This is a genomic window from Paracoccus beibuensis (assembly GCF_026162625.1).
In the GTDB taxonomy this organism is placed as follows: Bacteria; Pseudomonadota; Alphaproteobacteria; order Rhodobacterales; family Rhodobacteraceae; genus Paracoccus; species Paracoccus beibuensis.
This window is the reverse complement of the sequence record NZ_JAOTBD010000006.1, coordinates 82,131-102,917: the sequence shown is the minus strand read 5'-3', so window position 1 is coordinate 102,917 and position 20,787 is coordinate 82,131. Positions and strand designations below refer to the sequence as shown.

Annotated in this window: 20 protein-coding genes; 13 read left to right on the top strand and 7 right to left on the bottom strand. The window is 68.4% G+C overall.

Going from position 1 to position 20,787, the window contains the following annotated elements; genetic code table 11:
• Position 1: 1 nt before the first annotated feature.
• The 7 genes from OC159_RS06380 to OC159_RS06350 all read left to right on the top strand — a co-directional run bounded on the left by OC159_RS06380 (position 2) and on the right by OC159_RS06350 (position 5,658).
• Positions 2-763, top strand: a complete 762-nt coding sequence (locus OC159_RS06380; protein WP_265500324.1) for a thiazole synthase — start codon at positions 2-4, stop codon at positions 761-763.
• Positions 760-1,356, top strand: coding sequence for a thiamine phosphate synthase (locus OC159_RS06375; protein WP_265500323.1), 597 nt, complete (start codon positions 760-762; stop codon positions 1,354-1,356). Before OC159_RS06380 ends, OC159_RS06375 begins: the two co-directional genes overlap by 4 nt.
• Positions 1,353-2,327 (top strand): HesA/MoeB/ThiF family protein, encoded by a 975-nt coding sequence (locus OC159_RS06370; protein WP_265500322.1) that lies wholly within the window; start codon positions 1,353-1,355, stop codon positions 2,325-2,327. The genes OC159_RS06375 and OC159_RS06370 overlap by 4 nt, the downstream gene beginning before the upstream one ends.
• Positions 2,324-3,265: an ABC transporter substrate-binding protein gene (locus OC159_RS06365; protein ID WP_265500321.1), complete on the top strand. Its 942-nt coding sequence runs from the start codon at positions 2,324-2,326 to the stop codon at positions 3,263-3,265. Before OC159_RS06370 ends, OC159_RS06365 begins: the two co-directional genes overlap by 4 nt.
• A complete protein-coding gene (locus OC159_RS06360; RefSeq protein ID WP_265500320.1) occupies positions 3,262-3,936 on the top strand; it encodes a TenA family protein in 675 nt (224 codons plus the stop codon). The genes OC159_RS06365 and OC159_RS06360 overlap by 4 nt, the downstream gene beginning before the upstream one ends.
• 17 nt (positions 3,937-3,953) lie before the next feature.
• The gene (locus OC159_RS06355; protein WP_265500319.1) at positions 3,954-4,649 is read left to right on the top strand and encodes an ABC transporter ATP-binding protein; all 696 of its coding nucleotides are present in this window, start codon (positions 3,954-3,956) and stop codon (positions 4,647-4,649) included.
• Between the two features lie 274 nt (positions 4,650-4,923).
• The gene (locus OC159_RS06350; RefSeq protein WP_265500318.1) at positions 4,924-5,658 is read left to right on the top strand and encodes an ABC transporter permease; all 735 of its coding nucleotides are present in this window, start codon (positions 4,924-4,926) and stop codon (positions 5,656-5,658) included.
• A 15-nt stretch (positions 5,659-5,673) separates the two neighbouring features.
• Here the strand turns inward: OC159_RS06350 and OC159_RS06345 are convergent, their stop codons facing one another.
• The 7 genes from OC159_RS06345 to OC159_RS06315 all read right to left on the bottom strand — a co-directional run bounded on the left by OC159_RS06345 (position 5,674) and on the right by OC159_RS06315 (position 14,871).
• Positions 5,674-6,447 carry a MetQ/NlpA family ABC transporter substrate-binding protein gene (locus OC159_RS06345; RefSeq protein ID WP_265500317.1) on the bottom strand — a complete coding sequence of 258 codons (774 nt, stop codon included), beginning with the start codon at positions 6,445-6,447 and terminating at the stop codon, positions 5,674-5,676.
• 27 nt (positions 6,448-6,474) lie between these two features.
• Positions 6,475-7,149: a methionine ABC transporter permease gene (locus OC159_RS06340; RefSeq protein WP_265500316.1), complete on the bottom strand. Its 675-nt coding sequence runs from the start codon at positions 7,147-7,149 to the stop codon at positions 6,475-6,477.
• Positions 7,139-8,197 carry a methionine ABC transporter ATP-binding protein gene (locus OC159_RS06335; protein ID WP_265500315.1) on the bottom strand — a complete coding sequence of 353 codons (1,059 nt, stop codon included), beginning with the start codon at positions 8,195-8,197 and terminating at the stop codon, positions 7,139-7,141. The genes OC159_RS06340 and OC159_RS06335 overlap by 11 nt, the downstream gene beginning before the upstream one ends.
• A 190-nt stretch (positions 8,198-8,387) precedes the next feature.
• Positions 8,388-10,217, bottom strand: a complete 1,830-nt coding sequence (locus OC159_RS06330; protein ID WP_265500314.1) for a response regulator — start codon at positions 10,215-10,217, stop codon at positions 8,388-8,390.
• A complete protein-coding gene (locus OC159_RS06325) occupies positions 10,207-11,070 on the bottom strand; it encodes a CheR family methyltransferase (RefSeq protein ID WP_265500313.1) in 864 nt (287 codons plus the stop codon). The genes OC159_RS06330 and OC159_RS06325 overlap by 11 nt, the downstream gene beginning before the upstream one ends.
• Complete coding sequence (locus tag OC159_RS06320; protein WP_265500312.1) at positions 11,067-14,141, bottom strand: response regulator; 3,075 nt, start codon at positions 14,139-14,141, stop codon at positions 11,067-11,069. The genes OC159_RS06325 and OC159_RS06320 overlap by 4 nt, the downstream gene beginning before the upstream one ends.
• A gap of 172 nt (positions 14,142-14,313) precedes the next feature.
• Positions 14,314-14,871: a cytochrome b gene (locus OC159_RS06315; protein WP_265500311.1), complete on the bottom strand. Its 558-nt coding sequence runs from the start codon at positions 14,869-14,871 to the stop codon at positions 14,314-14,316.
• A gap of 103 nt (positions 14,872-14,974) precedes the next feature.
• Between OC159_RS06315 and OC159_RS06310 the strand changes: the two genes are divergently transcribed.
• The 6 genes from OC159_RS06310 (at position 14,975) to OC159_RS06285 (ending at position 20,783) form a co-directional block, all read left to right on the top strand.
• Positions 14,975-15,718: a CDP-alcohol phosphatidyltransferase family protein gene (locus OC159_RS06310; RefSeq protein ID WP_265500310.1), complete on the top strand. Its 744-nt coding sequence runs from the start codon at positions 14,975-14,977 to the stop codon at positions 15,716-15,718.
• Positions 15,715-17,307 (top strand): sulfatase-like hydrolase/transferase, encoded by a 1,593-nt coding sequence (locus tag OC159_RS06305; protein WP_265500309.1) that lies wholly within the window; start codon positions 15,715-15,717, stop codon positions 17,305-17,307. Before OC159_RS06310 ends, OC159_RS06305 begins: the two co-directional genes overlap by 4 nt.
• Entirely contained in the window at positions 17,304-18,245 is a 942-nt protein-coding gene (locus OC159_RS06300) for a lysylphosphatidylglycerol synthase transmembrane domain-containing protein (protein WP_265500308.1), read from the top strand. The genes OC159_RS06305 and OC159_RS06300 overlap by 4 nt, the downstream gene beginning before the upstream one ends.
• Positions 18,242-19,291 (top strand): glycosyltransferase family 4 protein, encoded by a 1,050-nt coding sequence (locus tag OC159_RS06295; protein WP_322626713.1) that lies wholly within the window; start codon positions 18,242-18,244, stop codon positions 19,289-19,291. Before OC159_RS06300 ends, OC159_RS06295 begins: the two co-directional genes overlap by 4 nt.
• A gap of 389 nt (positions 19,292-19,680) precedes the next feature.
• Complete coding sequence (locus OC159_RS06290) at positions 19,681-20,094, top strand: VOC family protein (protein WP_265500307.1); 414 nt, start codon at positions 19,681-19,683, stop codon at positions 20,092-20,094.
• Complete coding sequence (locus OC159_RS06285) at positions 20,091-20,783, top strand: fumarylacetoacetate hydrolase family protein (RefSeq protein WP_265500306.1); 693 nt, start codon at positions 20,091-20,093, stop codon at positions 20,781-20,783. The genes OC159_RS06290 and OC159_RS06285 overlap by 4 nt, the downstream gene beginning before the upstream one ends.
• Positions 20,784-20,787: the final 4 nt, after the last annotated feature.

The following is a 20,787-nucleotide window of genomic DNA, read 5'->3' as shown; positions in this document are numbered from 1 at the left end:
GATGCGTGACTTCTATGGCGTCACCCTGCCGAACGCGCTGATGCTGGGCACGGCGCAATACCCCTCGCCTGCGGTGATGGAGGCCGCATTCCGCGAAAGCGGCGCATCGGTGGCGACCGTGTCCCTGCGGAGAGAGGCGGGCGAGGGCCAGGGATTCTGGAAGATCATCCAGTCCCTTGGCGTGCGCATCCTGCCCAACACCGCCGGGTGCCACAGCGCAAAAGAGGCCGTGACCACCGCCCGCATGGCGCGCGACCTGTTCGAGACGAGCTGGATCAAGCTGGAGGTGATCGGCCATGCCGACACGCTGCAGCCCGACCCGTTCGGCCTGCTGGACGCCGCCGAAACGCTGGCCGCCGACGGCTTTGACGTCTTCCCCTACACGACCGAGGACCAGGTTCTGGCGCAGCGGCTGGTCGATGCCGGCTGCCACGTGTTGATGCCTTGGGGCGCGCCGATCGGATCGGGGATGGGGCTGAACAACCGTCACGGCCTGCGGATGCTGCGCGCAGCCCTTCCCGACATCGCAATGGTCATCGACGCGGGCCTGGGCCTGCCCAGCCATGCCGCCGAGGCGATGGAGATGGGCTTCGACGCAGTCCTGCTGAACAGCGCCGTCGCGCAGGCGGGCGATCCTGCCGCCATGGCCCGCGGCTTTGCGCTGGCCGTGCAGGCGGGTGGTCTGGCGCATGGGGCCGATCCGATGGGGGTGCGCGACATGGGGGTGCCCTCGACGCCGCTTCTGGGGAGGGCCTGGCTATGACGCTTCCGCGGTTCTATCCCATCTTCGACGACGTGACGTGGCTGGAGCGCGCCCTGCCCCTTGGGGTTCGGCTGGTGCAGCTGCGCCTGAAGAACCTGCCGCCGGACGTGCTGCGCGACCGGATCAGGCGCGGGCTTGCGCTGGCCCGCCTGCATGGCGCCGCACTGGTCGTGAACGATCACTGGCAGATTGCCATCGACGAAGGCGCCGACTGGCTGCACCTGGGACAAGAGGATCTGGACGAGGCCGACCTGCCGGCCATCAGGCGCGCGGGATTGCGGCTGGGGGTGTCCACCCACGATCACGCAGAACTGGACCGCGCGCTGACGCTGGCGCCCGACTACGTGGCGCTGGGGCCGGTTTACCCGACCATCCTCAAGAAGATGCGCTGGCACCAGCAGGGGCTGGATCGGGTGACCGAATGGAAGCGACTGGTCGGCGACACGCCCCTGGTCGCCATCGGCGGCATGACGGTCGAACGCGCGGGCGGAGCGTTCGATGCGGGGGCCGACGTCGTCTCGGCCGTCACCGACATCACGCTGAACCGCGACCCCGACGCCCGCCTGCGGGACTGGCTGCGGGTGACCGGATGAGCCGCCACGCCCGCCAGATCATCCTGCCGCAGGTCGGCGCGCACGGACAGCAGCGGCTGTCGGAGGCGCATGCGCTGATCATCGGTGCCGGCGGTCTGGGTTGTCCGGCCTTGCAATACCTGACCGGTGCGGGCGTCGGCCGCATCACGCTGGTCGATCCGGACCGGGTCGAGGAGACCAACCTCCACCGCCAGCCGATCTTTCGCATGGACCAGCTTGGCCACCCGAAGGCCGATGCCGCCGCGCTTGCCATGGCCGCGCTGGATCCAAAGGTTCAGGTCGCGCCCCGGGCCGAGTGGCTGACCCCGGCCAACGCCCCTGCCCTGGTCGCGGGCGCTGACGTGGTGCTGGATTGCGCCGACAGCTTTGCCGTCAGCCTGACGCTGTCGGACGCCTGCATGGCGGCGGCACGGCCGCTGATCTCGGGCTCGGCGCTGGCGATGTCGGGCTATGCGCTTGGTTGCTGCGGGTCCTCCGCGCCCAGCCTGCGGGCGGTGTTCCCCGATCTGCCGGCGCAGGGTGCCTCTTGCGCGACGGCGGGCGTGCTGGGGCCGGTCGTCGGCATGATCGGTGCGCTGCAGGCGCAGATGGCGCTGGCGGAGGTGCTGGGGCTGGACCCCTCGCCCCTTGGGCGGTTGATCAGCATGGATGCCGCCACCTGGCGCACCGGCGGCTTCCGCTTCGATGCAGCGCCGGAACCCGACACGCCGTTGCCCTTCATTGCCGCCAGCCAAGTCGCGCCTGACGACCTGCTGATCGACCTGCGGACCGAGGCTGCGCCCATCCCCGGCGCGCGCCACCTGCCCCCCGAACGCATCGGCCGGCTGGACCCCGGCGACGCGCCGCGCGTCGTGTTGGCCTGCCGCACCGGGCTGCGGGCCCATAATGCGGGCCAGGTCCTGCAACGCCGCTGGCCGGGGCGCATTGCGCTGCTGGCCCTGACCGACCTTGACGTGAAAGGAACGCCGTGAAGACCCTGACGCTTGCCTTGGCCACGCTGGCCCTGCCCGCCCATGCCGACACCGGCCTGACGGTCATGCTGGACTGGTTCGTGAACCCCGACCACGCCCCCATCGTCCTGGCAGATGAGCTTGGATATTTCGCCGATGCCGGACTGGAGGTCGAACTGGTGTCGCCCGCCGATCCCAATGACCCCCCTCGTATGGTGGCCGCCGGTCGCGCCGATCTTGCCGTCAGCTATCAGCCGCAATTGCACCTGTCGCGCCACCAGGGCCTGCCGGTGACCCGCGTCGGGACGCTGGTCGAGACGCCGCTCACCTGCCTTGTGGTTCTGGCCGACAGCGGCATCGATGCGCCGGCTGATCTGAAGGGCCGCAAGGTCGGCTTCGCCGTCGCCGGCGTGCAAGAGGTCATGCTGGACGCGATGCTGGCCGATGGCGGCCTTGCGCCCGATGACGTCCAGCAGATCAACATCGGCTGGTCGATCGCACCCGCGCTGATGTCGGGACAGGTCGACGGCGTCATCGGCGCCTTCCGCAACTTCGAGCTGAACCAGCTGCGGATCGAGGGCTTCGAGGGCCGCTGCCTCTATCCCGAGGCGCACGGCATTCCCGCCTATGACGAACTGATCTACCTGGCCGATCCCGAGCGCATGAATCGCGCGGCCGTCTCGGCCTTTCTGGGCGCGACCGAGCGCGCGACCGCGTTCATCAAGAACGACCCCGAGGAGGCGTGGCGCCTGTTCTCGGCCACCGCGTCAGAGCTTCGGACACCCCTGAACGAGGCTGCCTGGTCCGACACATGGCCGCGCTTCGCCGACCGCCCCGCGGCGCTGGATGCCGGCCGCTACCTGCGGTTCGAGACGTTTCTGGCCGAGCACGGCGCGACGCCCGGCGGCCTGCCGCTGCCTGACCTCGCGGTAGATGTCAACGCGCCGGTGGCGCCGTGACCGCAGACTATGGCCGCGCCTTCGCGCTGTGGCGCGAGGCGGCAGGGGCCGACTGGGACCGCTATGTCGGGCACGGCTTCGTCCGGCAGCTGGCTGCGGGCACCCTGCCGCGCGAGAGCTTCCTGCACTATCTGCGGCAGGACTACGTCTTCCTGCTGCATTTCGCCCGTGCCTGGGCGCTGGTCTTCGCCAAGTCCGACCGCCTTGCCGAGATGCGCGCAGCATCGGGCATCGCCGATGCGCTGCTGCACGAGGAGATGCCGCTGCATGTCGGCATCTGCGCGCGCGAGGGCATTCCCGAGAAGATGCTGCAGCAGACGCCTGAGTCGCCTGCGAACATGGCCTATACCCGCTATGTCCTTGCGACCGGGTATTCTGGCGATGTCCTCGACCTGTTGGCCGCGCTGGCCCCCTGCGTGCTGGGCTATGGAGAGATCGGTCTGCGCCACTCGGAAAGCGGTGGCCCCTATGCCGAATGGACCGCGACCTATGGCGGCGGCGACTATCAGCGCCTGTGCCGCGAGGTCGGGCAGCTCATCGATGCGGCGGTCGAGGCGCGGCTGGGGGCCGACTGGCCCTCCCTGCCCCGTGCCGGGTCGCTGGCGCATCACTTCGCGCAGGCCACGCTGCTGGAGGTCGGGTTCTGGCAGATGGGTCTCGACCGGACATGACGCCACCGGAGTTGAACTTGCGTGGCGACCTGTGGATCGGGCGCGACTGCCTGGCGCGGGGGCTTGACCTGCGCGCGGCGGCTGGCCGCTGGACCTGCCTGCTGGGCCCGTCCGGCGTCGGTAAGTCGACACTGGGCCGGCTGGTGGCCGGCCTGCCGGGGTCGGCAAGGCTGGGAAGGGCGGACTTCGCCTCGCTGCGCGGCCAGGTCGCGGTGATGGCCCAGCAAGATCAGTTGCTGCCTTGGGCCAGCGCCCTGCAGAACGTGACCTTGGGCGCGCGCCTTCGGGGGGCGGCACCCGATGTTGCGCGGGCGCGAGACGTGCTGGACCAGGTCGGCCTTGCGGGCCTGCACGACCGCCGCCCCGCAGCCCTGTCCGGCGGCCAGAGGCAGCGCGTGGCGCTGGCCCGCACGCTGATCGAGGATCGCCCGGTGGTCGTGCTGGACGAGCCGTTTTCGGCGCTCGACGCCGGCACGCGGGCGGCGATGCAGGACCTTGCGGCGCAGATGCTGTCCGGGCGGACGGTCCTCTTGATCACACATGACCCTCTGGAGGCCACGCGCCTGGCCCATTCGGCCTGGCTTCTGACGGCGGATGGCAGCCGCCCGCTGCACCTGCCCGACATGTCCCCACCTCGGCACGTTCGCGATCCCGCCGTGCTGGTGGCGCAAGCGGCGATCTTTGAGGCCATGTCGTGTTCCTCTGCCGCATGACCCCTCGTCAGATGATGCCATCCGCTTCAGTCTCGCTCCCTTGGTTCAGGATCGACGCTGCGCCGATCCTTACGCACGACCTTCCGAAGGGCTGCCAGACCCCGCGCAGCGTCAAATCCGCGTCCGGCCATCCCGGCCATCCCGGCCATCCCGGCCATCCCGGCCATCCCGGAGCATGGGTCGCTGAAGCGCCGTCGTGCGCAACCCCGCCGCACCGGCCGTTGAAATACGACTTCGCGGAACCGCACGGCTCAGTGCCACTGGAGCCTGCAGCATGACGATCGTCCGGGCTTTCGTAACCGCAAGCGTCGCGCTTCTTCTGTGGCAGGCGCTGGTCTGGGGGACCGGCCTGCCGCCGTTCATCCTGCCCGGCCCGCTCCGAGTGGCCGGCGCGCTGGCCACTTACGCCCCTATGCTTCTAGAGAACGCGCGCTTCACCGCGGCCAACCTTCTGGTGGGCCTGACAGCCGGAGTTGCGCTTGGCTTGCTGACGGCGCTGAACCTCGCGGCCTCGCCCGTGGCGCGGGGGCTGATGCGGCCGATGCTGGTCGCGGCGCAGGCCGTGCCGGTCTTTGCTCTGGCGCCGATCGTTACGCTGTGGCTGGGCTATGGCGCGGCGTCGAAGATCGTGATGGTCATGCTGGTCGTGCACTTCCCGGTCGCATCGGTCCTGTTTGACGCGCTGATGCGCCTGCCGCAGCCGCTGGAGGATCTGTTGCACAGCCTGCGCGCCCGCCCGATGCGGGCGCTGCTGCTGGTGCGCCTGCCGCACGCGCTGCCGGCGCTGGGGTCGGGCCTGCGGCTGGCGGCGGTCCATGCGCCCTTCGCGGTGATCGTGGGGGAATGGGTCGGCTCCAGCCGGGGACTGGGGCACCTGATGCTGATGGCGAACGGTCGCGGGCAGACGGACCTGATGTTCGCCGCGCTGGTCGTGCTGGCCCTGATGGGGGCGGCGCTGTTCGCGCTGGTGGACCTGCTGCAGCGGTGGACGGAAAGGGGCCGCCCCTGAGGGCGGCCACGCTGTTTACCACGACGTCAGGACGGCGCCGTCGTATTTCCGGTCGATGAAGGCCTTCACCTCGGGGCTTTGATAGGCCTCGACCAGGGTCTTGACCCAAGGTTCTTCCTGGCGGCCCTGCTGCACCACGATGATGTTAACATAGGGGCTGTCGGCCTTTTCCATGGCGATGGCATCGGCCTTGGGCGACAGGCCCGAGGCCAGCGCATAGTTCGTGTTGATGATCGCGATGTCGGCATCGGCCAGCGCACGCGGCAGCTGAGCGGCGTCAAGCTCGGTGAAGTTCAGGTTCTTGGGGTTCTCGGACACGTCAAGCGGGCTGGGAACCAGGCCGGTGCCCTCGGCCAGGGTGATCAGACCCAGGTCCTGCAGCAGCAGGAGGGCGCGGCCACCATTCGTGGGGTCGTTCGGGATCGCGACCTGGGCGCCCTCGGGCAGGTTGGCCATGTCCTCGATTTTGTCGGAATAGATCCCCATTGGCGTGGTGATGGTGGTGCCGACCTCGACCAGGTCGAAGCCGCGATCCTTCATCTGGTTCTCCAGGTAAGGCCGGTGCTGGAAGCTGTTGGCGTCCAGGTCACCGTCAGCCAGCGCCTGGTTAGGCACGACATAGTCGGAGAACTCGACGATCTCTATGTTGAGACCCATGGGTTCGGCGACCTTGGCCACCTCTTCCATGATTTCGCCATGCTCACCGGGCGAAACGCCGACGGTGATGTCCTCGGCCATGGCGGCGGTGCCTAGGGCCAGGGCGGAAACGAACGTGGTCAGTCGCAGCATGGAAAGCTCCTTTCTTCTGCGGGAAATTCAGTGGCCGCGGTTGCGGGGGGCGCGGCGGTCGACGCGGGCGGCGATCCATTCGCCAAGCGATTGCACCACCTGCACCAGCACGATCAGGATGACGACGACGGCCAGCATCACTTCCGGCATGAAGCGCTGATAGCCATAGCGGATGCCCAGGTCGCCCAGGCCTTCGCCGCCAACGGCGCCGACCATGGCAGAATACCCGATAAGGCTGACCACGGCCAGCGTCAGGCCAAGCGCAATGGCGGGCATGGCTTCGGGGATCAGCACCTTGCGGATGATCTGCAGGGGCGTGGCACCCATGGCGCGGGCGGCCTCGATCAACCCACCGTCGACCTCTCGGATGGCGTTTTCCACCAGGCGGGCGATGAAGGGGATCGCCGCCAGCGTCAGCGGCACGATGGCGGCATTCGTTCCGATCGAGGTGCCGACCAGCGCGCGCGTGAAGGGGATGATCGCCACGACCAGGATAATGAACGGGACCGAGCGCGTGGCGTTCACCACGAGGCCCAGCACCTTGTTGACGACGGGCGCGCTCAGCAGTTCGCCCCGTTGCGATGTCGCCAGGAACACGCCGAGCGGCAGCCCCCCGAGCGTGCCGAGGATCGCCGACACCGCCACCATATAGAGCGTCTGCAGCGTCGCGTCCCAGAGCAACTGGATCAGGTTAGCGGACATGGCCAAGCACCTCCGTCGTCAGCCCGTGGCGTTCCAGATAGGCTCTCGCCTCCGCTCCGCGGTCGGCGTCCAGTGACAGAAGCAGGTTGCCGAACGGGTGCGGGCCGACCTCCTCGATGTTTCCGGACAGGATGTTGGCGGCGATGCCCAGGTCTGTCGCCAGCCGCGCCAGCATCGGGTCGGTGGCGTGCTGTCCCGCGAAGGTCACGCGGATGACCTCCTGGCTGGGGCCGTCGGGGCGTTCAGGCAGCAACCGGCCCGCGATGAAGCCGGGCAGCGTCGCGCCGGTCACGCCCGACAGGAAGCTGCGGGTCGTGGGATGAGCGGGCTTGCGGAAAACGTCATAGGTCGGCCCGGCCTCGACGATGCGGCCGCCCTCGATCACGGCCATGTGGCTGGCGACGTCGCGCAGGACCGCCATCTCGTGCGTGATCAGCAGGACGGTCAGGCCCAGGTCGCGGTTGATCTGCCCAAGCAGCTCCAGCACCGTCTGGGTGGTTTCGGGATCGAGCGCGCTGGTCGCCTCGTCAGACAGCAGCACCTTTGGGTTCGTGGCCAGAGCGCGGGCGATGCCGACGCGCTGCTTCTGCCCGCCCGAAAGTTCCGCCGGATAGCGGTCGCGCAGCGCCGACAGGCCCACCTGCTCGATCAGGTCATCGACGCGCGGCCGGATCTGCGCGGCGGGGGTGCCCGCGATCTCCAGCGGCAGGGCGATGTTGCCCCGCACCGTGCGAGAGGAGAGCAGGTTGAAGTGTTGGAAGATCATCCCGACCTCGCGCCGGATCGCACGAAGCTGGGGGCCCCGCGCGCGGCCGACGTCGTGCCCGGCCACAAGGACGCGGCCCTCGGTCGGGCGTTCCAGCCCGTTCACCATGCGCAGCAGCGTGGACTTGCCGGCGCCGGACCGCCCGATGATGCCCGTGATGCTGCCCTGCGGCACCGTCAGGTCGATATCGGCCAGTGCCATCACCGGGTCGCCGCCCGCTTTCGTGAACGACTTTCCGACGCTTTCGAAGGTGATCGCCGCGCCCTGTTCCGTGCCGGTCATGCGTATCCGCCTGCTTCCAGAAGTGAGGGCGCGGGCATGCCTCAAATGGATGCCAAGCGCAAGGTCGCGTCAGCACCCCGGCAGGAACGGCAGCGTCGGCCGCTGCGCCCGGCCGGGAACATCGAGGCCACTGCGCATGTCCCGCCGCGACGCCGTCCCTTCGTGACGCGGCGTGACCCGAACCCGCTTCCTATTGCGCCGCCTGCGCCAGGTCGCGCGACAGAAGCGCGGTAAGCGTCATGCGCAGCGTGTCCGGCCGGAACGGCTTTTCGATCAGCGGCGCGTGGTCGAAGCCCTGTGGCAGATGTTCGCGCCCATAGCCCGAGACGAAGCAGAACGGCACCGACAGCTGATCGAACAGTGCGGCGACATCGTCCACCGGCTCTCCCTTCAGGTTGCCGTCCAGCAGCGCCAGGTCGATGCCGCCGCCGCGCGCGGCGTCCAGCGCATCCTCGACACTGCGGACGACATCGGTGACGGTGGCGCCCGCCTCCTCCAGCTCGTGGCGCAGATCCAGCGCCACCAGCGGTTCGTCCTCGACCAGAAGGACGCGGCAACCGTCCAGCGTCGCCGGGCGACGATAGGGCGCGGTCGCGGCGGGTTCGGCGGCGGCCCTGGTTCCGCGCAGGGGCGTCGCGCCCTCGGTCAGCCTGATCGTCCAGACAACACCCTCCGGCCGCCAGTCAGCCGTGACCGCACCCGCATCGCCGCCGCCCGCTGCACCGATCAGCGTGGTGCCGAAGCCGCCCGCCTGCGGCGGCGTGACCGGCGGTCCGCCGACCTCGCGCCAGATCAGCGTCAACTGGTGATCGGCCAGCTGCCACTGCAGTTCCACGACGCCCTGGGGCACGGACAGCGCGCCGTACTTGGCCGCGTTCGTGCCCAGCTCGTGCAGGGTCAGCGCCAGCCGCAGCATCGTGTCCGGCGACAGCTCGACCGGGGGACCGTCACGGCGAAGCCGGTCGCCGTCCAGCGTGCCGGACCTGATCTGGTCGTCGATCAGCTGGTCCAGGGGCGCGCTGGCCCAGGTGGCGTCCGACAAGATCGAATGCGCCCGCGCCAGCGCCTGCAGCCGACCGCCGAAGCTGGCCTCGAAGTCCTTCAGGCCCTGGGACTGGCGCAGGCTCTGCCGCGCGATCGCCTGCACGTTGGCCAGCGTGTTCTTGATGCGATGATTTAGTTCGCCGATCAGCAGCGACCGCACCTCCTCGGCCTGCTTGCGGTCGGTGATGTCCAGGATCTGCAGCGACAGCGTCTGCTGTCCTGGCTCGTCCGTCAGCACCGAGCCATAGACCTCGCAGCTGATCGGGCCGACGCCGGCGTGGTCCAGCACCATCTCGGCCGAAAAGCGCGGAGCCTGGTCCTTGGACGCGGCCAGCCACCCCTCGAGCACCGCAGCACCGTCCGGGTCCACCCAGCCGGACCCCACTGCCGAAGCGCTCAGAAGATCTCCTGCGGTGCGGCCGAACATGCGCTCGGCCCCTTTGGACCAGCTGCGCACGCCAAGGTCGCGATCCAGCGTGACGAAGGCCAGCGGAGAGTTGTCGGTATGCGCCCGAAGCTGCGCCATCACCTGGTCGCGATGGCGGGCGATATCCTGCATCTCGTCGCGCTGGCGTTCCAGTTCGCGCGCCTGGCGGCCGATGCGGAAGAACACCTCGGCCTTGGATTTCAGGATGACAGGGTCGATGGGCTTGAAGATATAGTCGACCGCCCCGGCCTCGTAGCCGCGGAAGCGGCGAGCCTCGTCCATCTCGGCGGCGGTCACGAAGATGATCGGGACGCCGCGGGTCCGTTCGGTCGACCGCATCAGTTCCGCCAGCTCGTACCCGTCCGTGCCCGGCATCTGCACGTCCAGGAAGGCCAGCGCATAGTCGTGCAGCAGCATCAGTTCCAACGCCTCGCTGGCGGACCGCGCATAGTCGACGACCAGCCCGTCGCGGCGCAAGAGCGCCTCGAGCGCGACGATGTTCTCGACGATGTCGTCTACGATCAGGAACCTGATGGGTCTATCGGGCATTGGCAATCTCCTGGCAGGCGGTACGGCGCCAGATCCGGTCGGGTTCGTCGAAGGCTTGAAAGGCCTTGGCGTGGGCAGAGAACCGCAGCGTCTCGTGCGAGCCGAGGGCCAGGAAGCCGCCACGTGCCAGGGCCTCGGCAAAGAGGCCCAAGGTGCGATCTTGTAGCGTGTTGTCGAAGTAGATCAACACGTTGCGGCAGGAAATCAGATGGACTTCCGAAAAAACCTGGTCGGTTGCCAGGTTGTGTTCGGTAAAGACGGTTCGGGCGCGCAGGGCGCGGTCGAAGGCGGCCCGCCCATAGGCCGCGGTATAGTGATCCGACAGCGACCCGAGGCCCCCTGCCCGCTGGTAGTTCTGCGAAAAGACCGGCAGCCGGTCGATGTCATAGACACCGCTTTCGGCCTTCAGCAGCGCCCGGCGGTTGATCTCGGTGGCGTAGAACATCGTCCGGTCAAACAGCCCCTCCTCCTGGAACAGGATCGCCAGCGAATACAGTTCCTCTCCGTCGGCGCAGCCCGCCACCCATACCTTCAGTGACGGGAACGTCCGCAGATGCGGCAGCACGTCGCGCCGAAGAGCGAGGTAGTAGGTGGGATCGCGGAACATCTCGCTGACCTGGACGGTCATTGCGTCGATGATGTCGGGCAGGACCGAAGGGTCGTGCAGCAGCCGCCCCTGCACTTCGGAAAGGTTCGCGCACCCAAGGCGCTCGCGCGCCAGGTCCGCCCGCCGGATCAGCGACGCGCGGGAATAAGACCTGAAGTCATAGTGATAGCGCCTGTTCAGCGCGTCGAGGAACAGGTCCAGCTCGATCGCGTCGCCGGGTCGCGCGGGAACGGGATCGACGCTCATCGCGGCATCCACACGCGGGTCAGTGACAACAGCTTGTCCACGTCCAGCGGCTTGGGCAGATAGTCGTTCGCCCCCGCGGCCAGGCACTGGTTCTGGTCCTCGGCCATGGCCTTGGCGGTCAGCATGATGATCGGCAAGGTCTTCCAGCGGTCCAGCTTGCGGATCTCCCGCGTGGCGGTCAAGCCGTCCATCTCGGGCATCATCACGTCCATCAGGACCAGGTCGATCTTCGGCGCCGCACCGTCGTTGATGCGTCCCAAAGCCTCCAGCGCCTCGCGTCCGTTGCGGGCGATCTGCACCGTGGCGCCATGAGGCTCGAAAACGCCGGTCAGGGCATAGACGTTGCGGATGTCGTCCTCGACCACCAGGATGCGGCGGCCCTCCAGCTGGGCGTCGCGGTTCAGCGACGCGGCCAGCATCTCCCGCTGCTTTTCGGGCAGGTCGCTGACGACCTGGTGCAGGAACAGCGTGACCTCGTTGATCAGACGCTCGGGCGACTTGGCACCCTTGATGATGATCGATTTGGAATGGCGGCGCAGGCGCTGCTCCTCGGCCTCGGACAGGGCGCGGGCGGTATAGACGATGACCGGCGGGAAGGACGCGGTCCTGTCGCCGCTCAGCTGCTCCAGCAGCTCGAAGCCGGAGGCGTCGGGCAACGTCATGTCCAGAACGATGCAGTCCACCGTCTCGGTCCGGCAGATCTCCAGCGCGCGGGCGGCGGTGCCGGCGCCGACCGTTTCCACCTCGTCGCTGGCCAGAAGGGCCTTCAGGCCCTCCATCTGCGCGGGGTCGTCCTCGACGATCAGCACCCGGCGCAGGCGGTGTTCCAGCCGCGTCTCCAGCTTGCGGATGGCGGTCGCCAGATGCTCTCGCTGCACGGGCTTCAGCATATAGCTGATCGCGCCCTGGGCCAGCGCCTCCTTGGTATAGTCCTGCGCCGACACGACATGGACGGGAATGTGACGCGTACTGGTGTCGCGCTTCAGGCGGTCCAGCGCCGAAAGGCCGGAATGGTCGGGCAGGCCCATGTCCAGGACGATCGCTTGCGGCAGGAAATGCCGCGCCGCGCGTACGGCATCGTCGGCACGGCCGACGCAGACGCAGCGGAAGCCCAGCTCGTGCGCCAGCTCATAAAGAAGCTGGGCAAAGGCCACGTCGTCCTCCACCACCAGCATCACCCGGTCGCCGGACGAGATGCTGCCGCGGTCATCGTCCAGGCCCGGCAGCGCATCCAGCACCATCAGGTCCGTGTCGTCGGCGGCAGGCAATGGTGTGGGCGCCGGGTGACGCTGTGCCGCCACCGGCTGCAGTCGCGCGGGCCTTGCGGGCAGCGTCAAGGTGAAGGTGCTGCCACGATCCCTTTCGCTTTTCAGCGTGATGCGGCCGCCCAGAAGGTCCGCCAACTCGCGGGAGATCGAGAGCCCTAGCCCGGTCCCGCCGAAGCGCCGAGAGATCGTGCCGTCCGCCTGCCGGAATGCCTCGAAGACGTTTTCCTGCTGGTCGGGGCCGATGCCGATCCCCGTATCGTCGACCGAGAAGGCGACGCCCCGTGGCGCCGGGGCGATGCGCAGCGTTACCCGGCCGCGTTCGGTGAACTTCAGCGCGTTCGAGATGAAGTTCCGCAGCACCTGTTCCAGCCGCTGGGTGTCGGACTCGAAGGCCTGGATGCCGGGCGCGACATCGGCCACCAGCTGCAGCCCCTTGCTGCGGGCCTGCGCCTCGAACGCGCGGACCAGCTTTTCGGCGACCGCCTGCGGCTCGATCAGGTCGTTCGACACCTCCAGTTTGCCGGATTCGATCTTGGACAGGTCCAGGATGTCGTTGATCAGTGCCAGCAGGTCCTGCCCGGAACTTTCAATCGTCTCGGCCCATCGCACCTGCTCTTCCGAGAGGTTGCGGCCACGGTTCTCGGACAGAAGTCGCGCCATGATCAGCAGCGCGTTCAGGGGGGTGCGCAGCTCGTGGCTCATGTTGGCGACGAATTCGGATTTGTAGCGGCTTTCGCGGGCCAGTTCCTGGGCCTGATCCTCCAGCATGCGGCGGGACCGGGCCAAGGCGTCGCGCTGCTCCTCCATCTCCTGCGTCTGGCTTTCCAGCTGAGAGTTCTGGGTCTCCAGTTCCGCCTGCTGGGCCTCAAGCCGGCGCTGGCTGTCCTGCAGCTGGCGGGTCTGCTCTTCCAGCTCCTCGTTCGAGGCGGCAAGCTCCTCTCCGTGGCTGCGCAGTTCCTCGGCCTGACGGCGGGTCTCCTCCAGCAGCTCGTGCAGCTGTTCGCGGTATTGGGCCGACCGCAGCGCGACGCCCATCCGGTCGCCGACGTTTTCCAGAAGCTCCATCACGCGGCCGGGCGCCGGGCCGTCCAGCCCCAGTTCCAGCGCGCCGTTCACCAGCTGCCCGTCTTTCAGCGGTATGATCACCGAATGTGCGGAACGTCCGCGCGAGAGTCCCGAAGTCCAGCCGAGCGCCTCTTCCGGCGCCAGCGTCAGCTGGACGGGCCGCCCCTCCGCAATGCAGCGGCCCAGGTGGCCCTGCCCCTCGGGCACGCGCTCGGGAACGGCACTGTCGTCGACGCCCCAGCTGGACAGCCGCCTGTGCCCGTGGCCATTGCGCGCATAGACGATGGCCGCCCGCGCTCCGATCCTTTCTGCAAGGATCGCCAGCACCTGCTTTGCAAGCCGTTCCGGCGTCAGGTCGCCCTGCATTCCGCGAGAAACGTCGACCTGCGCCTGGTTCACCCATTGGCTGCGGATCAGCCGCATGCGGTTCAGGATCAGGCTTCGGCCCGTGATCCCCAGCGCCAGATAGACCAGCCCCGCCATGCTGCGGTTGAAGGCGGCGACCTGCGGACTGATGCCCGAATTGTCCAGCAGGAACCCGGCCAGCATCGCGACGCAGGCCAGCACGGCGACGACGATGGGCGTCGTCGGCAGCCGCGTCGCCGAGGCCAGGGCCAGCGGCAGCAGATACAGCAGCCAGACCGCGGCCCCCAACGGAAAGATCATGTCGAGGGCGAAGATACCGCCGAACGCGGCCACGATGATGCCAAGGATCGGCGGGTCGAAGTTTCTGGTCACGGGTGCTCCTGTCGCGCCATTTTCGACGCTACGCGTCGAACGCGCAAAAAGCAGGTTGGTTCGACGCGATGTGAAATAATGTGGCGGCATTCAGCGGGATCTGCGGATGCGCATGCTCGTCACGCTTTCTAGCCGCCCCCGACCGGGCTGTCGAGTGCGCCCCGACGTGACGTCAGGGCCGCTCGCGCGCAACCGGCGGCCACATCCGCTGAAAGACTCCGTCGCGTCGGATCAGGGCGTGTTGCAACGCCGCCGCGACATGAATGGCGATGATGCCGATCAGGATGAACGCTGCGATGGCATGGAAGCTGCTGGCGGCCTCGGCCAGAGCCTTCGATTCCGGTATCAGCGCGGGAAAGCCGATCGCGTCCAGCGCCTCGATCGGAAATCCGCCAGCGCGGACCCTGACATAGCCGCTGAGCGGCATCGCCACCATCAGCACGTAGAGCGCCACGTGCGACGCCGCAGCCGCCCGGCGCTGCCACGCCGGCATCGTCGCCGGAAGACCCGGGGGCCGGTGCGTCATCCGCCAGGCCAGGCGCAGCGCCACGATGACGATCAGCAGGCTGCCCACGTTCTTGTGAAACACGAAGAGCGTGTCCTGAAGGTTCCGCGGCAGCCCTTCGCGGACCATGATCAGGCCGGCGGGAATCATCAGAAGGATCAGCACCGCGACAAGCCAGTGCAGGACGCGCGTGGTGGTGCCGTGGCCTTGGGGCAAGCGTTCCATGTCAGCACCCTTCCCGTTTGCGACAGGATAGCCGTCCGTGACGATCAGGCAAGGCCCGTGCGAGCCTGCTTGACGCGACATGCGTCTGTCATATTGTCGTCAGATGCAGGTCGCGGGCTCTGACAAGATCGTTGCCGATGCCAGGGTCGCGGGTCATGTCCCGGGTCGCCTGCCGGACGGCCTGTTGCTGGCGGTCCCGGCGGGGCTGGCGCTGAACCTGGGCGTCGGAGTGCTGGTCACCGGACAGGGCACGGGCGCACTTGTAGCCGCCACGGCTTACGGGGCGGCCGCAATGATCGTCCTGATCGGCATGCGGCGGCACTATCCGCACGCGCGCATCGGGACTTGCAACACCGTCACGCTGATGCGCACCGCGCTGACCGCCGCTCTGCTGGCACCGCTGGTCGGCGGCACTGCCGCTGGTTGGACGATTGCCGCAGTCGCGACGCTGGCGCTGGCGATGGACGGGTTGGACGGGTTCCTGGCGCGGCGCAGCGGGCTGGTTTCCGCCTTCGGTGCGCGCTTCGACATGGAGGTCGACGCCGCGCTTGCCCTGATCCTGGCGTTGCACGTGCTGACGGGCACGGCAGTCGGGCTCGAGGTGCTGATCCTCGGCGTCATGCGCTATGTCTTCGTCACGGGGGCGGCGATGATGCGCTGGTTGCGTCGGCCGTTGCCGGTCAGCATGCGACGCAAGACCGTCTGCGTCATCCAGCTGGCGGCGCTGATCGCTCTGCAGGTTCCGCAGATGCCGGCGGACCTGGCGATCTGGCTGGCACGCGCCGCGTCGGCGGCGCTCGCCTGGTCCTTTGCCAGCGACGTCGTCTGGCTCTGGAGACGACGGTGATCCTGCGCGCGCTGGCGGCACTGGTCATCCTGCACCTGCTGACGGCCCTGCCGTCAGCGCCCGTCGACCTGGACTGGACCGCCTGGCTGCGGCCCGCGCCGGAACTCGCGATCCTGCTGATCGCGCTGATGTCGCTTGGCACGTCGCTTGCCGGCCGGGCGCTGCGGCTGCTGGCCGTAGTGGCGCTGGCGCTGGTGAGCGTGCTGCGGCTGGCCGACATGTCGATGCTGGAGACGCTTGGCCGCCGGTTCAACCCGGTTGCCGACCTGCCGCTGATCGACGCCTCGGTGCGGCTGATCGCAGGCAGCATCGGCGTCCCGGCCGCATCTGCGGCGGTCGCGGGCGCGGCGGTCCTGCTTCTGGCGATCGTCGCGGGCCTCTGGTGGTCGACCGGGGTCTGGATGCGCCTGGTCCATCACCGCAGGCGGTTGCGCAGGGGGGGCGCCGTGCTGGCCGTCGCCCTGACCGCGGCGCTTGTTCTTGTGCAGCCTGCGGGCGTTGCGGCGCTGGTGCCGCAGACCACGCGATACGGTGCGGCGCGTGTGGATCTTGCCGCCCGCACGCTCGAAGAGTTGGCCCAGTTCCGCGCCGACGCCCGGATGGATCCGATGGCCGATCTGCGCGACCCGCTGGCCAGGATCGACCGCGACGTCCTGGTGATCTTTCTGGAAAGCTATGGCCGCACCAGCTTCGACACGCCGTTCTTTGCCACCGATCACCTGCCGATCCTGGCCGACGCGCAGGTCCGGCTGGAGGAGCTGGGCCTTTCGATGCGGTCGGGCTTTCTCACCTCTCCGACGCATGGCGGGCAGAGCTGGCTGGCGCACGCCACCTTCGCCAACGGCCTCTTGATCAACGACCAGACGCGCCACCAAGCATCGGTCGCCAGCGGCCGGCGTACGCTGTTCCATTATGCCAGTGCCGCCGGTTTCCGGACCGCAGCCGTCATGCCGGCCATCGTGCGGCCCTGGCCCGAGGCTGAGACAATGGGCTTCGACCACATGCTGACGGCAAGCGATCTGGGCTATGCCGGCCTGCCCTTCAATTGGGTCACGATGCCGGACCAGTTCACGCTGACGGCGCTGGATCGCAACCTGCGGGACGGTGGCGACCCGCGGCCGCTCTTCGCGCAGGTGGCGCTGATTTCCTCTCACGCGCCCTGGACGCCGGTTCCCTGGCTTCTTGACTGGGCCGCCGTCCGCGACGGCACCGAATTCAATGTCATGGCCCAGGCCGGCGACCCGCCCAACGTCGTCTGGCAGGACCGCGACCGCGTCCGAGAGCATTATCGTGACACGATCTCGTACGTGCTGAAGACGGTCACGGAATACGTCGCACGCCATGCCGATGATCCGCCGCTGATCCTGCTGCTGGGCGATCACCAGGCGGCAAGCTCCATCGGCTTGGACGACCGACGAGAAGTCCCCCTGCACGTGATCGGGCCGCCGGAACTGGTCGACGCAACAGCCGGCTGGAGTCTTGTATCCGGGCTGATCCCCCCACCCGACAGCGATCCCCTGCCGATGGAGAGCCTGCGCGACCGCATCCTGCGCAGCTTTTCGGGCATCGAAGGGATTCCCCCGGCATGACGGTCGCGCGCAGCCTGCAAGTTCTTGCCGCAGTGGCAGTACTGGCGATGCTCTGGGCGGGGCTTGACGGGGCGACGGCCGCACGGCTGCTGTCGCAGGCGCAACCGGAATGGCTTCTGGCGGCGCTGGCCGCGCTGACCCTCCAGACGGTCCTGTCGGCCCTGCGCTGGCAGCTGACAGCCGGACAGCTGGGCCAGCAGATCCCGCTGCGAACGGCGGTGGCCGAATACTACCTTGCGCAGGTCGTGAACCAATCGCTTCCGGGGGGCGTGCTGGGCGATGCCGGTCGGGCCGTGCGCGCGCGGCACGCGGCGGGTCTTCGGCGCGCTGGCGCCGCCGTCGCGATCGAGCGGATGGCTGGGCAGCTGTCGCTGCTGCTGGTCCTGTCCGGTGGCGTTGTCGCGGTGACCATGGCACCCGGCGGGTTGAGCATCCCGACGCCGCTTCTGGTCCTTCTGGTCGCGATCGTCGCGGGCGCCTTGGCGGTGGCGCTTGCGATCCGCTGGTCCGCCGGCCTTTCGGGTCGCGCGGGGCGGCGTGCCCAGCACCTGCGTGACGCGCTGTCGCGGACGCTGCTGTCGCGGCGGGCGCTTCCCCGGCAGGCCGTCCTGAACCTTGCCATCACGACGGCCAACCTGCTGGCCTTCGCCGCCTGCGCCCGCGCAACGGGAACGCGGATGGAGGTGGTCGAAGTTGCAGTCCTCGTCCCCCTGATCCTTCTGACGATGATCCTGCCCCTGACCATCAGCGGCTGGGGGCTGAGAGAGGGCGCAGCGGCGGCGCTGTTTCCGATCATCGGCGCCAGCGCGTCGGCGGGGCTGGCGGCCAGCCTTGCCTTCGGGCTGGTCTTCCTGGCCAGCACCTCCCCAGGCCTACTGATGCTACTGGCGCGGCAGCGGCCAGGCACGGGCGCGCGCCGTGCTGGTGCCGACGGATGATGAGGCCCGCAGCCTTCGCCCTTCCCGGCGACATCACCACGCTGACCGGCGGCTATATCTATGACCGCCGCCTGGTTCAGGGTCTGCGCATCCTGGGCCATGGAGTCGAGGTCATCTCTCTGCCCGACAGCTTTCCCACGCCCACCGATGCCGACATGCAGGATGCGCTGGATCGCCTTGCCGCGCTGCCGGCCGACATTCCCGTCATCATCGACGGCCTCGCCTTCGGTGCCCTGAACCCGGCCGGTTTGCGCCGCGTCACCGCCCCGATCGTCGCGATGATCCACCATCCGCTTGCGCAGGAAAGCGCGCTTCCCCCCGCGCTGGCCGACCACCTGTGGCGGACCGAGCGCGCGAACCTCGCCCTCGCCCGTCACGTCGTGGTGCCAAGTCCCCACACGCGCGCGATGCTGATTGAACGTTATGACGTCCCACCGCAGGATATCACGGTCGTGCGGCCCGGCGCCGATCGCCCAACGGGGCAGCCCGAACCGGCGAGCCCGCCGCTGATCCTGTCGGTCGGCATCCTGCATCCGCGCAAGGGGCACGACGTCTTGATCGCGGCGCTTGCGCAACTGGCGGACCTGGACTGGCAGGCGGTGATCGCTGGCAACCCTTGGGACCGGGAACATGTCGCGGCCCTGCAGGCCCAGTTGGCGCAGAGCGGCCTTCCGTCGCGACTTGAGCTGGCTGGCCGGGTTGAGGCGGAACGGCTGTCGCAGCTTTATCGGCGGGCATCGATCTTCGCACTTGCAACCCGCTACGAGGGGTATGGCATCGTCTTCGACGAGGCCCTGTCCCACGGCCTGCCCATCGTCAGCACGCGAACGGGCGCGGTCGTCGACACGGTTCCCGCCGATGTGGGGCTGCTGGTTCCGGTTGACGACCCCAGCACCCTTGCAGCGGCCATCCGCCGCCTGCTGACCCATCCGGCAGAGCGTGCGGCCCGCGCCGCCGCTGCGGCCCGTGCCGGTGCCCTGCTGCCCGATTGGACCGACAGCGCACGCGCGGCTTCGGCGGTATTGGAGGCATTGTCCGCTGCCTAGTTACCGCATTGCGCATGGTTGTCGCAGCTCCTCCTGAATGGTTCTGGAAATATTCTTCTGCCATTCCTTGAGAACGTCGAACGGCGTCCGCCCCCATCGGCACGGATTGCAGGCGCTGACCATAGTAGAGGCGGGCGACGCGGAGACCCGCGCGAGCCTCGGTCTTGCAGCGTTCAGTGTGGCCGATGAGGATCTATGCGATCCTCCGCGACAAAACACCGGACGCACTCAATCCGGACAGGCTGTAACGCCGAACGGACAGTCACCGGGCTGGCAGAGCTGGTCGTCCAGGATCGGCGGTGATCGTCTTTCGGAGGCTTCGGTCGCGGCTTGCGCAGGCTCTGCACGACGTGCATCACTGGTCACAGGTCCACCTCTCGGAGATGCTAATGAAGTCGCTCTTCCACCTCGCCATCCACGTCACCGACCTGGACGAAGCGCGCCGCTTCTATGGAGATATCCTGGGCTGCGCCGAGGGACGCTCGACCGACAGCTGGGTCGACTTCGACTTCTTCGGGCATCAGTTGTCGCTGCACCTGGGCGCGCCTTTCGAAACAACCCGCACCGGGCGGGTCGGGGATCACATGGTGATGATGCCGCATATGGGCGTCGTGCTGCGGCTGGATGACTGGATGGCGCTGGCCGACCGCCTTGCCGCCAGCGGGGTCGCCTTCGACATCCCGCCCGTGGTGCGCTTCGAAGGGCAGCCGGGCGAACAGCGCACGATGTTCTTCTTCGACCCCTCGGGCAACCCGATCGAGGTCAAGGGCTTTGCCGATTTCGACGGGCTCTTTGCTGCATGAGCTGGGTGTTACCAATTCCGAAGCAGCCGTCGGTCCCCGTCCACGGCAGCAGTGACCGGTTTGCGGTTCGTCGCATCTTTTGCGTGGGCCGAAACTATGCCGACCACGCCCGAGAGATGGGTCACGACCCTGACCGGGAGCCGCCGTTCTTCTTCACCAAGCCCGCAGATGCCCTGCTGACCGACGGCGCGCGCCTGTCATGGCCCCTCGCCACGAACGACCTGCATTTCGAGGGTGAACTGATCGTCGCCCTGGGCGCAGGGGGAACCACCCTGTCGCCCAATGATGCTGTCGCGACGATCTGGGGATTTGCGGCCGGAAACGACCTGACCCGCCGCGACCTGCAGGGCGAGGCCAAGCGGATGGGGCGTCCGTGGGACATGGCGAAAGGCTTCGACGGCTCTGCCGTCTGCGGCCCGCTGCACCGCGCTGCGGGGCCGATGACGCACGGCCGGATCGAGGCTGCAGTGAACGGCGAGGTGCGGCAGCAGGCCTGCCTGTCGCAGATGATCTGGCCGGTGGCCGACATCCTTTCGCACCTGTCCCGCCTGGTGCGGCTGGCGCCGGGCGACCTGGTTTATACAGGCACACCCGCCGGTGTCGGGGCGCTGCTCCCGGGGGACGAGGTGACCGTGCGGATCGATGGGCTGACGCCCGTCACCACGACCATCCTGCCGACATCGGGCTGACGCC

What these genes read in the sequence shown, in the direction of transcription:
- OC159_RS06370 (WP_265500322.1), top strand. Translation starts at nt 1,353, where the DNA reads ATGAGCCGCCACGCCCGCCAGATCATCCTGCCGCAGGTCGGCGCGCAC.
- OC159_RS06345 (WP_265500317.1), bottom strand. Translation starts at nt 6,447, where the DNA reads ATGCTGCGACTGACCACGTTCGTTTCCGCCCTGGCCCTAGGCACCGCC.
- OC159_RS06325 (WP_265500313.1), bottom strand. Translation starts at nt 11,070, where the DNA reads ATGAGCGTCGATCCCGTTCCCGCGCGACCCGGCGACGCGATCGAGCTG.
- OC159_RS06295 (WP_322626713.1), top strand. Translation starts at nt 18,242, where the DNA reads ATGATGAGGCCCGCAGCCTTCGCCCTTCCCGGCGACATCACCACGCTG.
- OC159_RS06340 (WP_265500316.1), bottom strand. Translation starts at nt 7,149, where the DNA reads ATGTCCGCTAACCTGATCCAGTTGCTCTGGGACGCGACGCTGCAGACG.
- OC159_RS06350 (WP_265500318.1), top strand. Translation starts at nt 4,924, where the DNA reads ATGACGATCGTCCGGGCTTTCGTAACCGCAAGCGTCGCGCTTCTTCTG.
- OC159_RS06335 (WP_265500315.1), bottom strand. Translation starts at nt 8,197, where the DNA reads ATGACCGGCACGGAACAGGGCGCGGCGATCACCTTCGAAAGCGTCGGA.
- OC159_RS06310 (WP_265500310.1), top strand. Translation starts at nt 14,975, where the DNA reads ATGCAGGTCGCGGGCTCTGACAAGATCGTTGCCGATGCCAGGGTCGCG.
- OC159_RS06330 (WP_265500314.1), bottom strand. Translation starts at nt 10,217, where the DNA reads ATGCCCGATAGACCCATCAGGTTCCTGATCGTAGACGACATCGTCGAG.
- OC159_RS06290 (WP_265500307.1), top strand. Translation starts at nt 19,681, where the DNA reads ATGAAGTCGCTCTTCCACCTCGCCATCCACGTCACCGACCTGGACGAA.
- OC159_RS06300 (WP_265500308.1), top strand. Translation starts at nt 17,304, where the DNA reads ATGACGGTCGCGCGCAGCCTGCAAGTTCTTGCCGCAGTGGCAGTACTG.
- OC159_RS06375 (WP_265500323.1), top strand. Translation starts at nt 760, where the DNA reads ATGACGCTTCCGCGGTTCTATCCCATCTTCGACGACGTGACGTGGCTG.
- OC159_RS06315 (WP_265500311.1), bottom strand. Translation starts at nt 14,871, where the DNA reads ATGGAACGCTTGCCCCAAGGCCACGGCACCACCACGCGCGTCCTGCAC.
- OC159_RS06285 (WP_265500306.1), top strand. Translation starts at nt 20,091, where the DNA reads ATGAGCTGGGTGTTACCAATTCCGAAGCAGCCGTCGGTCCCCGTCCAC.
- OC159_RS06380 (WP_265500324.1), top strand. Translation starts at nt 2, where the DNA reads ATGCGTGACTTCTATGGCGTCACCCTGCCGAACGCGCTGATGCTGGGC.